The sequence below is a fragment of the Caballeronia catudaia genome (assembly GCF_001544755.2).
Taxonomy (GTDB): Bacteria; Pseudomonadota; Gammaproteobacteria; order Burkholderiales; family Burkholderiaceae; genus Caballeronia; species Caballeronia catudaia.
Window position 1 is genome coordinate 90,470 of record NZ_FCOF02000021.1, and the last position, 14,540, is coordinate 105,009.

9 protein-coding genes and 4 tRNA genes are annotated in these 14,540 nt (G+C 59.8%); all 13 read right to left on the bottom strand.

All coding sequences use genetic code 11. From position 1 onward, the window contains the following. Window positions 1–435 precede the first annotated feature (435 nt). The 13 genes from rpoC to AWB75_RS22010 all read right to left on the bottom strand — a co-directional run bounded on the left by rpoC (window position 436) and on the right by AWB75_RS22010 (window position 14,369). Entirely contained in the window at window positions 436–4,683 is a 4,248-nt protein-coding gene (rpoC, locus tag AWB75_RS21950) for a DNA-directed RNA polymerase subunit beta' (protein ID WP_061126163.1), read from the bottom strand. A 21-nt stretch (window positions 4,684–4,704) separates the two neighbouring features. Continuing rightward, window positions 4,705–8,811, bottom strand: a complete 4,107-nt coding sequence (rpoB, locus tag AWB75_RS21955; RefSeq protein WP_061126164.1) for a DNA-directed RNA polymerase subunit beta — start codon at window positions 8,809–8,811, stop codon at window positions 4,705–4,707. A gap of 368 nt (window positions 8,812–9,179) precedes the next feature. Continuing rightward, window positions 9,180–9,554 (bottom strand): 50S ribosomal protein L7/L12, encoded by a 375-nt coding sequence (rplL, locus tag AWB75_RS21960; protein WP_061126165.1) that lies wholly within the window; start codon window positions 9,552–9,554, stop codon window positions 9,180–9,182. An 83-nt stretch (window positions 9,555–9,637) separates the two neighbouring features. Further along, entirely contained in the window at window positions 9,638–10,135 is a 498-nt protein-coding gene (gene rplJ, locus AWB75_RS21965; RefSeq protein WP_061126176.1) for a 50S ribosomal protein L10, read from the bottom strand. 303 nt (window positions 10,136–10,438) lie between these two features. Further along, the gene (rplA, locus tag AWB75_RS21970; RefSeq protein WP_061126166.1) at window positions 10,439–11,137 is read right to left on the bottom strand and encodes a 50S ribosomal protein L1; all 699 of its coding nucleotides are present in this window, start codon (window positions 11,135–11,137) and stop codon (window positions 10,439–10,441) included. Next, window positions 11,138–11,569 (bottom strand): 50S ribosomal protein L11, encoded by a 432-nt coding sequence (gene rplK, locus AWB75_RS21975; RefSeq protein WP_008343796.1) that lies wholly within the window; start codon window positions 11,567–11,569, stop codon window positions 11,138–11,140. A gap of 147 nt (window positions 11,570–11,716) precedes the next feature. After that, on the bottom strand, window positions 11,717–12,274 hold the full coding sequence (gene nusG / locus AWB75_RS21980) for a transcription termination/antitermination protein NusG (protein ID WP_035970531.1): 558 nt from the start codon (window positions 12,272–12,274) through the stop codon (window positions 11,717–11,719). A gap of 1 nt (window position 12,275) precedes the next feature. Beyond that, window positions 12,276–12,656 carry a preprotein translocase subunit SecE gene (gene secE / locus AWB75_RS21985; protein ID WP_008343790.1) on the bottom strand — a complete coding sequence of 127 codons (381 nt, stop codon included), beginning with the start codon at window positions 12,654–12,656 and terminating at the stop codon, window positions 12,276–12,278. A 36-nt stretch (window positions 12,657–12,692) separates the two neighbouring features. Next, window positions 12,693–12,768 (bottom strand) — tRNA-Trp (locus tag AWB75_RS21990). Between the two features lie 67 nt (window positions 12,769–12,835). Beyond that, window positions 12,836–14,026, bottom strand: coding sequence for an elongation factor Tu (gene tuf / locus AWB75_RS21995; RefSeq protein WP_061126160.1), 1,191 nt, complete (start codon window positions 14,024–14,026; stop codon window positions 12,836–12,838). 62 nt (window positions 14,027–14,088) lie between these two features. Further along, window positions 14,089–14,163 (bottom strand) — tRNA-Thr (locus AWB75_RS22000). A 16-nt stretch (window positions 14,164–14,179) separates the two neighbouring features. Next, window positions 14,180–14,253: transfer RNA gene (locus AWB75_RS22005), tRNA-Gly, on the bottom strand. Window positions 14,254–14,283: 30 nt separating this feature from the next. Further along, a tRNA-Tyr gene (locus AWB75_RS22010) sits at window positions 14,284–14,369 on the bottom strand. Window positions 14,370–14,540 lie beyond the last annotated feature (171 nt).

Genomic DNA, 14,540 nt, shown 5'->3' on the forward strand with positions numbered 1-14,540 from the left:
TCTTACGCCAAGTCTCATCATTTCTTCCCCGATTTCAGACGAACTAGCCGAGTTATCGCTGGATTTAACCAGAACGATTTAGTCGACGCGGATAACTGAACGCGGCGAATTGTAACGAGATAATGGTAAGCAAATCGAAATAAAATAGTAAAAAAATGCGCCATTTCGTGCTCATATCCCGGGCGCAAAATCCTCGCTTTAAAACCGTGATTTGTTTTGTAGGCAAAGCGAATCAAGTCCGCATCAAGGCACCACTGACGCCGTTAAGCCGCGCACTTACGGATATCCAAAAGAAATCATGCGACGTCGAGTTCCAAGGCGATCTGTTCCACCGCCTACGCATACGCGTTACGCGTCAGCGAGCAAAACGTACAGACGAAAAAAAACCGCCCAGCCGAAGCTGGGCGGTTCGATGGTGCTACGAGCGAAGGACGCTTACTCGTTCGTATGCGGTTGCTGCTGCGGCTCCGCTGCCGGGGCTTCCGGCGTACCAAAGTCGAATGCCTCTTCGGCAGCGATCTGGTCGAAGCGTTCGCGATCCGACGATTCCTTCGCCTTGCGCGCCTTGTGGAACGCGAGACCCGTACCGGCCGGAATCAGACGGCCAACGATCACGTTTTCCTTCAGGCCACGCAGATCGTCGCGCTTGCCCATGATCGCCGCTTCGGTCAGCACGCGGGTCGTTTCCTGGAACGACGCCGCCGAGATGAACGAGTCGGTCGACAGCGATGCCTTCGTGATACCGAGCAGCACGTTTTCGTACGTCGCCGGCCGCTTGTCGTCCGCGATCATGCTGTCGTTCTCGTCCAGCATGTCCGAACGCTCGACCTGCTCGCCCGGAATGAAGCGCGTATCGCCGTTGTCGACGATCTGCACACGACGCAGCATCTGACGCACGATCACTTCGATGTGCTTGTCGTTGATCTTCACGCCCTGCAGACGGTACACATCCTGCACTTCGTCCACGATATAGCGCGACAGCGCCTCGATACCCTGCAGACGCAGGATGTCGTGCGGATCGGCAGGGCCGTCGACGATCATTTCGCCCTTGTTGACGACCTGACCATCGTGCACCAGCACTTGCTTTTCCTTCGCGATCAGGAACTCGTGCTGATTGCCTTCGAGGTCCGTGATGACGAGACGCTGCTTGCCCTTCGTGTCCTTGCCGAACGACGTCGTGCCCGTGACTTCCGCGAGAATACCCGCGTCCTTCGGCGAGCGCGCTTCGAACAGTTCGGCCACGCGCGGCAGACCACCGGTAATGTCACGCGTCTTCTGCGCTTCGACCGGGATACGCGCCAGCACTTCACCGACCTGCACTTGCTGACCATCCTTCACGGTGATCAGTGCGCCGACCTGGAAGCCGATCTGCACCGAATGCTCGGTGTTCGGGATCTTTACTTCCTCGCCGTTCGCGTCGAGCAGTTTCACCTGCGGACGCACGCTCTTGCCGGCCTGCGAGCCACGGCGCTTCGCATCGATCACGACTAGGGTCGAAAGACCGGTCACGTCGTCGATCTGCTTCGCGACCGTCACGCCTTCCTCGACGTTTTCGAACTTCACCGTACCGCCCCACTCGGTGATGATCGGCCGCGTCAGCGGATCCCATTGAGCCAGTTGCGCACCGGCCTTGATCTGCGCGCCGTCGAGTTGCAGCAGCGTCGCGCCGTACGGCACTTTGTGACGCTCACGCTCGCGACCGAAGTCGTCCGCGATGATCGCTTCGCCCGAACGCGAGATGACGACCTGCTCGCCCTTCGCGTTGGTGACGTAACGCATCGTGGCCGTGAAGCGCACCGTACCGTTGCTCTTCGCTTCGACCGTCGAAGCAACCGCCGCACGCGATGCCGCACCACCGATGTGGAACGTACGCATCGTCAGCTGCGTGCCCGGCTCACCGATCGACTGAGCGGCAATCACGCCCACCGCTTCGCCGACGTTCACGCGCGAACCGCGGCCGAGGTCGCGGCCGTAGCACGCGGCGCACAGGCCATAGCGCGTCTCGCAGGTGAGCGGCGTGCGCACGCGCACTTCGTCGATGCCGAGGCTTTCGATCTTTTCGACCGCGTCCTCGTCGAGCAGATCGCCCGACGCGTACAGCGTTTCCTGCGTTTCAGGATTGACGACGTCCGCCACCGCGACGCGGCCGAGGATACGGTCGCGCAGCGCTTCGACGACTTCACCGCCTTCGACCAGCGCCTTCATCGCCACGCCGTTCGACGTGCCGCAATCATCTTCGACGACGACCAGATCCTGCGTCACGTCGACGAGACGACGGGTCAGGTAACCCGAGTTCGCGGTCTTCAACGCCGTATCCGCCAGACCCTTACGAGCACCGTGCGTCGAGATGAAGTACTGCAACACGTTCAGGCCTTCGCGGAAGTTCGCGGTAATCGGCGTCTCGATGATCGAGCCGTCCGGCTTCGCCATCAGGCCGCGCATACCGGCGAGCTGACGAATCTGCACCGCGGAACCACGCGCACCCGAGTCGGCCATCATGTAGATGGAGTTGAACGACTCCTGCTTCGTCTCGTTGCCGTCGCGGTCGATGACGGGTTCCGTCGCGAGCTGCTCCATCATCGCCTTGCCGACCGCTTCCGACGTCGCCGACCAGATGTCGACCACGTTGTTGTAGCGCTCTTGCGCGGTGACGAGACCCGACATGTACTGACGGTCGTACTCCTTCACCTTCTTCGCGGCGTCGCCGACGATCGTCTCTTTCTGCGGCGGCACGAGCATGTCGTCCACGCAGATCGAGATGCCGGCGCGCGTCGCGAGACGGAAGCCCATCTGCATCAGCTGGTCGGCGAAGATCACCGTCTCGCGCAGACCGCACTTGCGGAACGCCGTGTTGATCAGGCGCGAGATTTCCTTCTTCTTCAGCGGCTTGTTCAGCACCGTGAACGGCAGCCCCGGCGGCAGAATCTCCGACAGGATCGAACGGCCGACGGTCGTCGCGAACAGCGAGATCTTCGGCACGAACTTCGGCGCGCCTTCGCTTTGGTCTTCGTTCGCCACCATCTCGGTGATACGCACGTTGACGCGCGAAGCCAGTTCGACTTCCTTGTTCTCGTACGCGCGGATCACTTCCGACACGCCCGTGAACGTCATGCCCTCGCCCTTGCCGTTCACCGCTTCACGCGACGCGTAGTAAAGGCCCAGCACGATATCCTGCGACGGCACGATCGACGGATCGCCGTTGGCCGGGAACAGGACGTTGTTCGACGCCAGCATCAGCGTGCGCGCTTCCATCTGCGCTTCGAGCGACAGCGGCACGTGAACGGCCATCTGGTCACCGTCGAAGTCGGCGTTGAACGCCGCGCAGACGAGCGGGTGCAACTGAATCGCCTTGCCTTCGATCAGCACCGGCTCGAAAGCCTGGATGCCGAGACGGTGCAGCGTCGGCGCACGGTTCAGCATGACCGGATGTTCACGAATGACTTCTTCGAGAATGTCCCACACTACGGGCGTCTGGTTCTCGACTTCCTTCTTCGCAGCCTTGATGGTCGTCGCGACGCCCATCACTTCCAGCTTGTTGAAGATGAACGGCTTGAACAGTTCGAGCGCCATCAGCTTCGGCAGACCGCACTGATGCAGCTTGAGCGTCGGGCCGACCACGATCACCGAACGGCCCGAGTAGTCGACGCGCTTACCCAACAGGTTCTGACGGAAACGACCGCCCTTACCCTTGATCATGTCAGCGAGCGACTTCAGCGGACGCTTGTTCGCGCCGGTCATCGCCTTGCCGCGACGGCCGTTGTCGAGCAGCGAGTCGACGGCTTCCTGCAGCATCCGCTTTTCGTTGCGGACGATGATTTCAGGCGCCTTCAGCTCGAGCAGACGCTTCAACCGGTTGTTACGGTTGATCACGCGGCGATACAGGTCGTTCAGGTCCGACGTCGCGAAACGGCCGCCGTCGAGCGGCACGAGCGGACGCAGTTCCGGCGGCAGCACCGGCAGCACTTCCAGCACCATCCAGTCCGGCTTGATGCCCGAACGCTGGAACGCCTCGAGCACTTTCAGGCGCTTCGCATACTTCTTGATCTTCGCTTCCGAACCCGTGTTCTTGAGTTCGGTGCGCAGCATCTCGACCTGTTCGTCGATGTTGATCGCGCGCAGCAGCTCGCGCACGCCTTCCGCGCCCATCTCGGCGCGGAACTCGTCACCGTACTCTTCGACCTTGTTGTAGTAATCCTCTTCGGTCATGATCTGCCGCGCTTTCAGCGGCGTCATGCCCGGATCGATGACCACATACGCTTCGAAGTACAGCACGCGCTCGATGTCGCGCAGCGTCATGTCGAGCACCATGCCCAGACGCGACGGCAGCGACTTCAGGAACCAGATGTGCGCGACCGGCGACGCGAGCTCGATGTGCCCCATCCGCTCACGACGCACCTTCGCCAGCGTCACTTCGACGCCGCACTTTTCACAAATGACGCCACGATGCTTGAGGCGCTTGTACTTGCCGCACAGACATTCGTAGTCCTTGATCGGACCAAAAATCTTCGCGCAGAACAGACCATCCCGCTCCGGCTTGAACGTGCGGTAATTGATGGTCTCCGGCTTCTTCACTTCGCCGAACGACCAAGAACGAATCTTGTCGGGCGACGCGAGGCCGATCTTGATCGCATCAAAAACTTCTTCTTGTTGGACTTGCTTGAATAGATCGAGCAGAGCTTTCATTGCTTTCTCTCCGTAGTCCGATTAATTGCGGTCCAGATCGATATCAATACCGAGCGAGCGGATTTCCTTCACCAACACGTTGAAGGATTCCGGCATGCCCGCGTCGATCACGTGGTCGCCCTTGACGAGGTTCTCATAAACCTTCGTCCGGCCCGTCACGTCGTCCGACTTGACCGTCAGCATTTCCTGCAGCACATACGACGCGCCGTACGCTTCCAGTGCCCACACTTCCATCTCACCGAAGCGCTGACCACCAAACTGCGCCTTACCACCCAGCGGCTGCTGCGTGACGAGCGAGTACGGACCGGTCGAACGTGCGTGCATCTTGTCGTCGACCAGGTGGTGCAGCTTCAGATAGTGCATGTAACCGACCGTGACCTTGCGCTCAAACGGCTCGCCGGTGCGACCATCGTGCAACTGAACCTGATTCTTCGACGAGTTCATGCCGAGGTTCGTGGCGATGTCGTCCGGATACGCCAGATCGAGCGCACGCCCCATTTCCTCTTCGGTTGCGCCATCGAACACCGGCGTTGCGAACGGCACGCCTTCGCGCAGGTTCTTCGCGAGTTCGAAGATTTCGTCATCGGAGAAGCTTTCCAGCTCTTCCTTGCGGCCCGATTCGTTGTAGATCTTCGTCAGGAACTGGCGCAGTTCCTCGATCTTCGTCTGACGCGCCAGCATTTCGCCGATGCGCCAGCCCAGACCCTTCGCGGCCCAGCCCAGGTGCACTTCGAGAATCTGACCCACGTTCATCCGCGACGGCACGCCGAGCGGATTCAGCACGACGTCGGCCGGACGGCCATCGGCCATGTACGGCATGTCTTCGATCGGCACGATCTTCGACACGACACCCTTGTTACCGTGACGGCCCGCCATCTTGTCGCCAGGCTGCAGACGACGCTTCACGGCGAGGTACACCTTGACCATCTTCAGCACGCCCGGCGGCAGTTCGTCGCCTTGCGTGAGCTTCTTGCGCTTCTCTTCGAACGCGAGGTCGAACTGGTGACGCTTCTGCTCGATCGAGTCCTTGATCGCTTCCAGCTGCGCCGCCGCTTCTTCGTCCGCGAGGCGGATGTCGAACCAGTGATAGTGGTCGAGATCTTCGAGGTACGCGAGGTCGATCGCCGTGCCCTTGGCGAGCTTCTTCGGGCCACCATTCGCGACCTTGCCGTTCAGCATGCGGGCGAGACGCGAGAACGCGTCGCCTTCCACGATGCGCAGCTGGTCGTTCAGGTCGAGCCGATAGCGCTTCAGTTCGTCGTCGATGATCTGTTGCGCGCGCTTGTCACGCGTGATGCCTTCTCGCGTGAACACTTGCACGTCGATGACCGTGCCGCTCATGCCCGACGGCACGCGCAGCGACGTGTCCTTCACGTCCGACGCCTTCTCACCGAAGATCGCGCGCAGCAGCTTTTCTTCCGGCGTCAGCTGGGTTTCGCCCTTGGGCGTGACCTTGCCGACGAGCACATCGCCAGCTTCGACTTCCGCGCCGATGTACACGATGCCCGACTCGTCGAGACGGCCAAGCTGCACTTCGGCGAGGTTCGAAATATCGCGCGTGATTTCTTCCGGTCCGAGCTTCGTGTCGCGAGCAACGACGTTCAGCTCTTCGATGTGGATCGACGTGTAACGGTCGTCGGCCACGACCTTTTCCGAGATCAGGATCGAGTCTTCGAAGTTGTAGCCGTTCCACGGCATGAACGCGACCAGCATGTTCTGACCGAGCGCGAGCTCGCCCAGATCGGTGGATGCGCCGTCAGCCAGCACGTCGCCGCGCGCAACCTTGTCGCCGACCTTCGCGATCGGGCGCTGGTTGATGTTCGTGTTCTGGTTCGAACGCGTGTACTTGATCAGGTTGTAGATGTCCACGCCGACATCGCCGGCCACGGCTTCATCGTCATTCACGCGAATCACGATACGGCCCGCGTCGACGTAATCCACGACACCGCCACGCAGCGCCTGAACCGTCGTACCCGAGTCGACAGCCACCGTGCGCTCGATGCCCGTACCGACGACCGGCTTTTCCGGGCGCAGACACGGCACGGCCTGACGCTGCATGTTCGAGCCCATCAACGCGCGGTTCGCGTCGTCGTGCTCGAGGAACGGAATCAGCGATGCCGCCACCGACACGATCTGCGACGGCGCCACGTCCATATACTGGATGCGGTCCGGCGTGACCATCAGCGTTTCGCCCGCTTCACGCGACGACACGAGTTCGTCGGTCAGCGTGCCGTCTTCGGCCACTGCCGCGTTCGCCTGAGCGATCACGTAACGGCCTTCTTCGATCGCCGACAGATAGTCGATCTGATCGGTCACTTTGCTGTCCACGACCTTGCGGTACGGCGTTTCGAGGAAGCCGTACTCGTTCAGGTGCGCGTACAGAGCCAGCGAGTTGATCAGACCGATGTTCGGACCTTCCGGCGTTTCGATCGGGCACACGCGGCCATAGTGCGTCGGATGCACGTCGCGGACTTCGAAGCCCGCGCGCTCGCGCGTCAGACCGCCCGGTCCCAGTGCGGAAACACGGCGCTTATGCGTGATTTCCGACAGCGGGTTGGTCTGGTCCATGAACTGCGAGAGCTGCGACGAACCGAAGAACTCGCGAATCGCCGACGAAATCGGCTTCGAGTTGATCAGGTCGTGCGGCATCAGGTTTTCGCTTTCGGCCTGGCCGAGGCGTTCCTTCACCGCGCGTTCGACGCGCACGAGACCGGCGCGGAACTGGTTCTCCGCGAGTTCGCCAACGCAGCGCACACGACGATTGCCGAGGTGGTCGATATCGTCCACTTCGCCCTTGCCGTTACGCAGCTCGACGAGAATCTTGATGGTCGCGAGGATGTCGTCGTCCTGCAGCGTCATCGGGCCGACGATTTCGTCACGGCCGACGCGGCGGTTGAACTTCATACGGCCGACCTTCGACAGGTCGTAGGCGTCTTCGCTGTAGAACAGACGGTTGAACAGCGCCTCGACCGCTTCTTCGGTCGGCGGCTCGCCCGGTCGCATCATGCGGTAGATCGCGATGCGCGCGGCCATCTTGTCGGCGGTTTCGTCGATACGCAGCGTCGACGAGATATACGGGCCTTGATCCAGATCGTTCGTGTACAGCGTCTGGATGTCCTTGACCTTCGCTTCGCGCAGCTTTTCGAGAACCGTTTCCGTGATTTCTTCGTTGGCGTTCGCGATCACTTCGCCCGTTTCCGGATCGATCACGTTCTTCGCCAGCACGCGGCCGAGCAGATAGTCTTCCGGCACCGAGATGAACTTCGTCTTCGCGTTTTCGAGATCGCGAATGTGCTTGGCGTTGACGCGCTTATCCTTCGCGACGACGAGGTTGCCGTCGCGGTCGTTGATGTCGAAGCGCGCGACTTCACCGCGCAGACGCTCCGGAACGAATTCCATCTGCGCGCCTTCGCTCATCAGGCCGAAGTTGTCGAACACGAAGAAGTTCGCGAGGATCTGCTCCGGCGACATGCCGATTGCCTTCAGCAGGATCGTGACCGGCATCTTGCGGCGACGGTCGACGCGGAAGTACAGCACGTCCTTCGGATCGAATTCGAAATCGAGCCACGAGCCGCGGTAAGGAATGATGCGCGCCGAGAACAGCAGCTTGCCGGAGCTGTGCGTCTTGCCCTTGTCGTGCTCGAAAAACACGCCAGGCGAACGGTGGAGCTGCGACACGATCACGCGCTCCGTTCCGTTGATGACGAACGAACCTGTCGGCGTCATGAGCGGAATCTCGCCCATGTACACTTCCTGTTCTTTCACTTCCTTGACGACCGGCTTGCTCGGCGACTCCTTATCGAGCAGTACCAGGCGCACTTTTGCACGCAACGCCGAGCAGTACGTCAGGCCGCGCTGCTGGCATTCCTTGATGTTGAATGCGGGCGACGACAGCATGTAGCTGACGAACTCGAGCCGCGCGAAACCGTTGTGCGAGACAATCGGGAAAACAGAGGTGAACGCAGCTTGCAGGCCTTCCGCCTTGCGCTGCGACGACGACGTGTCTGCTTGCAGAAACGTCTGGAATGATTCAAGCTGGGTCGCCAGCAAAAAGGGAACTTGGTGAACGATGGGGCGCTTCGCGAAACTCTTGCGAATACGCTTCTTCTCGGTGAAGGAATATTGCATACGATCTCCGAATCACGGCGGGCGTTACCGAGGCGGGATACCTCGATGTCACGACCCGGTGTTCACCGACTGAGACCCGCGCACGTGTCCCGGGAGGACGCGCGAGTCTAGAAGCTTGGTGGTTGGCCTCTACCAACCGCTGGCTGACGGCAGCGGATGCCTGTGTTTCCCGCTACCCGACCAAACTTGCCTTCTGCAGTCGCTTCAGAAGACAAAGAGAACAGCCGGAAATTCATACCGACACGACCGTTCTCTTTGACTTCTGCAGGGACGTTTATGCTTTCTTACAAGCACCAAAACTGCATCCCCACAAAGCACAAAAAGGCCGGCGGTGAAAAACCGCCAGCCTTCGCGCAGCGCAACGGGACTTACTTGATTTCAGCCTTCGCGCCAGCGTCTTCCAGCTTCTTCTTGGCTTCTTCAGCAGCAGCCTTGGGCACCGCTTCCTTGATGGGCTTCGGTGCGCCGTCGACCAGGTCCTTCGCTTCCTTCAGGCCGAGACCCGTCAGTTCACGAACAGCCTTGATGACGGAAACCTTGTTCGCGCCTGTTTCGAGCAGGTTCACGGTGAACTCGGTTTGCTCTTCGACAGCAGCTGCAGCGCCGCCACCTGCCGGGCCAGCAACTGCAACAGCAGCTGCGGACACGCCGAACTTCTCTTCGAACGCCTTGACCAGCTCGTTCAGTTCCAGAACGGACATCGAGCCAACGGCTTCGAGGATGTCTTCTTTTGCGATTGCCATGTGAAATACTCCTAGATTGAATTCGGATCGAGCTAGCGATCTAGCTTTGCCTACGTTAAGCGACTAGCGCCCAAGCGCGGTCGTTACGCAGCTTCGCTCTGCTTCTTTTCGGCCAGCGCGGCCAGAGCGCGCGCAAAGCCAGAAACAGGCGCCTGCATGACGAACAGCAGCTTGGAGAGCAGTTCTTCGCGGCTCGGGATGTTGGCCAGCGCTTGCACGCCTGCCTTGTCCATCACTTTGCCTTCGTAGGAACCAGCCTTGATGATCAACTTATCATTGCCCTTACCGAAGTCGTTGACGACCTTGGCGGCGGCAATGGCATCTTCCGAGATGCCGTAGATCAGAGGACCGGTCATCTGCTCAGCCAGCGGAGCGAACGGGGTACCTTCGACGGCGCGACGCGCCAGCGTGTTCTTCAGAACGCGCAGATACACCTGTTGCTCACGCGCTTTCGCGCGCAGCTTGGTCAGATCGCCAACCGTGATCCCACGATACTCAGCGAGCACCATCGTCTGAGCATTCGCGACTTGCGCGGCGACTTCAGCGACGACTGCCTGCTTATCTTCTTTGTTCAGTGGCACGGTTAAACCTCCAGATTCGATGCATTCGGGCCACAAACCCTGATGCACCACGTTCAACAACGGCGTCCGACTGTTAGGAGTATCTCGATCGATTGGTGATCCGTCTCACGACGCTCGACAACCGACTTCAACCACTACAAAACTGTTTCGGGTTCGCCATCTGCGTTGGCTTGAATTAAGGCAATGCCTGCCTGCTGCACCACCACCAACGGTCTTTGACAACCGGTTGCTCGACCAAACTGCAATCTTGCAACCGCCCAAAGCCCTTTTAGAGACGCGATCATCGGATCGCGCCCGGAATTTTTACTGCTGCGCGAGCGTGGCTTGATCCACGCGAACGCCGACACCCATCGTGCTCGACACGGCGATCTTGCGCAGGTACACGCCCTTGCTCGTCGCCGGCTTCGCCTTTTGCAGCGCTTCGATCAGCGCGGACAAGTTCTGGCGAAGCGACGCCGACTCAAACGACGCACGACCGATCGTACCGTGGATGATACCGGCTTTGTCGACGCGGAATTGGACCTGACCAGCCTTCGCGTTCTTGACCGCTTGCGCGACGTCCGGCGTCACGGTGCCGACCTTCGGATTCGGCATCAGGCCGCGGGGGCCGAGGATCTGGCCCAGCGTACCGACGACACGCATCGTGTCCGGCGATGCGATCACGACGTCGAAGTTCAGGTTGCCGGCCTTGACTTGCTCGGCCAGATCTTCCATGCCGACTACGTCCGCACCAGCTGCGCGAGCTTGTTCAGCCTTGTCGCCTTGCGCGAACACCGCCACGCGAACCGACTTGCCCGTGCCAGCCGGGAGAACTACGGAACCGCGAACCACCTGGTCCGACTTCTTCGCATCGATGCCGAGTTGCACTGCCACGTCGATCGACTCGTCGAACTTCGCGCTCGCGCATTCCTTCACGAGGCTGAGTGCTTCATCAATCGCGTACAGCTTCTGACGATCGACCTTGCTTGCGAATGCCTGGAGGCGCTTGGAAACCTTAGCCATTTACACGCCCTCCACAGTGATGCCCATCGAACGCGCGCTGCCGGCGATCGTGCGCACGGCTGCGTCCAGATCAGCTGCCGTAAGATCCGGCATCTTGGTCTTCGCGATTTCTTCCGCTTGAGCGCGGGTGATGTTGCCGACCTTGTCGGTATGCGGCTTGCTCGAACCCTTCTGCACAGCGGCTGCCTTCTTGATCAGAACGGTAGCCGGCGGCGTCTTCATGATGAACGTGAAGCTCTTGTCCGCGAATGCCGTAATGACAACCGGCACCGGCAGACCCGGCTCCATGCCTTGAGTCTGCGCGTTGAACGCCTTGCAGAACTCCATGATGTTCAGGCCGCGCTGGCCCAGTGCCGGACCGACCGGCGGCGACGGGTTGGCTTTACCTGCAGGAATCTGCAGCTTGATAAAGCCGATGATTTTCTTTGCCATGTTGAAAACCTCTGCTGAACGCGTGAGCGTTCGGTGAGTGATAGCGCGCGTTCGACGTTGCCGGCTACTGACGCTCCTCAACGGTCATGACGCGGACCGTAAGCGCGAATCGCGCGATAGCCATAGGGCTACGCGCGATGTATTCGATTAAGTCTTTTCGACCTGGCCGAATTCGAGTTCGACCGGCGTCGATCTGCCGAAGATCGTGACGGATACACGAACTTTGGACTTCTCGTAGTTCACTTCTTCGACGTTGCCGTTGAAGTCGGTGAAGGGACCTTCCTTCACGCGTACCATTTCGCCCACTTCGAAAAGCGTCTTCGGCCGCGGCTTCTCGACACCTTCCTGCATCTGCGACATGATTTTTTCGACTTCACGCGGCGAGATCGGGCTGGGCCGATTGCGCGTGCCGCCGATGAAACCGGTGACCTTGGCCGTGTTCTTGACCAAGTGCCACGTCTCGTCCGTCATTTCCATTTCAACCAGGACGTAACCCGGGAAGAAACGACGCTCGGTGACCGACTTATGACCACCTTTCACTTCAACGACTTCTTCGGTCGGAACGAGAATCTGACCGAATTGATCCTGCATACCTGCTCGTTCAATGCGCTCCTGAAGCGCACGTTGCACGCTCTTCTCCATGCCGGAGTAGGCGTGCACCACGTACCAACGCTTTCCACTCGGGGATGTCGGAGTATCGCTCATATCATTTCCACCCCAGAATCGCCGAGAAAATCACCCATTCGATCGACTTATCGCTAAGCCAAAGAAAAATGGCCATGATCAAAACAAACGCGAAGACCACCAGCGTCGTTTGCGTGGCCTCTTTGCGAGTCGGCCAAACAACCTTACGGACTTCTTTGTAGGAGTCTTTGGCGAAGGCGATAAACCCCTTGCCCGGCGCAGAGAGAAGACCGACCGCGACGCCCGCGATGACACCGACAGCAAGCGCTGCGCCGCGGACGTACCATTCTTGGCCAGAGAGCCAGAAGAATCCAACGAACCCGGCCAACACCAACAATACGCCCGCCACCAACATCAACTTGTCGCCGGAAGTATTTACAGTTTCGACGGAAGGATTCGCCATAACACCTTAAACACAGCGCCACGTGGCGCAAGAATTTGGCAGGGGCAGAGGGAATCGAACCCCCAACCTTCGGTTTTGGAGACCGACGCTCTGCCAGTTGAGCTATACCCCTAAACCATTTGGGGCCGGCGGACTTCGCCAACCCCGAAACCACTAACTACCGAGAAGATTCCTGGCTCTTACTCGATAATCTTCGCAACGACACCGGCGCCGACGGTACGGCCGCCTTCGCGGATGGCGAAGCGCAGACCTTCTTCCATGGCGATCGGGGCGATCAGCTTCACCGTGATCGACACGTTGTCGCCCGGCATCACCATTTCCTTGTCCTTCGGCAGCTCGATCGAGCCCGTCACGTCCGTCGTACGGAAGTAGAACTGCGGACGGTAGTTGTTGAAGAACGGCGTGTGACGGCCGCCTTCGTCCTTGCTCAGCACGTACACTTCAGCGGTGAAGTGCGTGTGCGGCGTGATCGAACCCGGCTTGGCCAGAACCTGGCCGCGTTCCACGTCTTCACGCTTCGTGCCGCGCAGCAGGATACCGACGTTGTCGCCCGCCTGACCCTGGTCGAGCAGCTTGCGGAACATTTCCACGCCCGTGCAGGTCGTCTTCACCGTCGTCTTGATACCGACGATTTCGATTTCCTCGCCAACCTTCACGACGCCACGCTCGATACGACCCGTCACCACCGTGCCGCGACCCGAGATCGAGAACACGTCTTCCACCGGCATCAGGAACGAGCCGTCAACCGCGCGTTCCGGCGTCGGGATGTACGTGTCCAGTGCGTCGGCCAGGCTCATGATCGCCACTTCGCCCAGCTCGCCCGTGTCGCCTTCCAGCGCGAGCTTTGCCGAACCCTTGATGATCGGGGTGTCGTCGCCCGGGAAGTCGTACTTCGACAGAAGTTCGCGCACTTCCATTTCGACGAGCTCGAGCAGCTCGGCATCGTCCACCATGTCGCACTTGTTCAGGAACACGATGATGTACGGCACACCGACCTGGCGGGCCAGCAGGATGTGCTCACGCGTTTGCGGCATCGGGCCGTCAGCGGCCGAACACACCAGAATCGCGCCGTCCATCTGCGCGGCGCCCGTGATCATGTTCTTCACGTAGTCGGCGTGGCCCGGGCAATCGACGTGTGCGTAGTGGCGGTTAGCCGTTTCGTACTCGACGTGCGCGGTGTTGATCGTGATACCACGCGCCTTTTCTTCCGGCGCTGCGTCGATCTGGTCGTACGCCTTGGCTTCGCCGCCGAACTTCTTGGTCAGCACCGTCGTGATTGCTGCCGTCAGCGTGGTCTTGCCGTGGTCAACGTGACCGATCGTGCCCACGTTCACGTGCGGCTTGGTCCGCTCGAATTTACCTTTGGCCATTTTCGACTCCTAACAGGATTTTCGCACCTTGCGCCGCGCGCAACTTACTAGACTGATACAACTGGTGCCCATGGGCAGGATCGAACTGCCGACCTCTCCCTTACCAAGGGAGTGCTCTACCACTGAGCCACATGGGCACTACAAAACCGACACTGGAGCGGGTGAAGGGAATCGAACCCTCGTCATAAGCTTGGAAGGCTTCTGCTCTACCATTGAGCTACACCCGCGAGGGTTGGATTCCCTTACCGCTTAAATTCTGGTGGAGGAGGTTGGATTCGAACCAACGTAGGCGTAAGCCAACAGATTTACAGTCTGCCCCCTTTAGCCACTCGGGCACCCCTCCGCAGAGAACTATCGATTATGGGGTAACAACACGCCATTGTCAAGCGTTTCTTACGACCGAAACAATCGAGGCTCTCACTATTAGAGAGAGCTGAAACGCAAAAACCCCACCTTTGCGGGGTGGGGTTTTGGCGTTAGGGCATGAGGAGCCTGACGATTACCTACTTTCACA

Excerpts from the sequence above, each read along its gene's own strand:
- rplL (WP_061126165.1), bottom strand. The coding sequence starts at position 9,554 with ATGGCAATCGCAAAAGAAGACATCCTCGAAGCCGTTGGCTCGATGTCC.
- secE (WP_008343790.1), bottom strand. The coding sequence starts at position 12,656 with ATGGCGAATCCTTCCGTCGAAACTGTAAATACTTCCGGCGACAAGTTG.
- rplA (WP_061126166.1), bottom strand. The coding sequence starts at position 11,137 with ATGGCTAAGGTTTCCAAGCGCCTCCAGGCATTCGCAAGCAAGGTCGAT.
- tuf (WP_061126160.1), bottom strand. The coding sequence starts at position 14,026 with ATGGCCAAAGGTAAATTCGAGCGGACCAAGCCGCACGTGAACGTGGGC.
- rpoB (WP_061126164.1), bottom strand. The coding sequence starts at position 8,811 with ATGCAATATTCCTTCACCGAGAAGAAGCGTATTCGCAAGAGTTTCGCG.
- rpoC (WP_061126163.1), bottom strand. The coding sequence starts at position 4,683 with ATGAAAGCTCTGCTCGATCTATTCAAGCAAGTCCAACAAGAAGAAGTT.
- rplK (WP_008343796.1), bottom strand. The coding sequence starts at position 11,569 with ATGGCAAAGAAAATCATCGGCTTTATCAAGCTGCAGATTCCTGCAGGT.
- nusG (WP_035970531.1), bottom strand. The coding sequence starts at position 12,274 with ATGAGCGATACTCCGACATCCCCGAGTGGAAAGCGTTGGTACGTGGTG.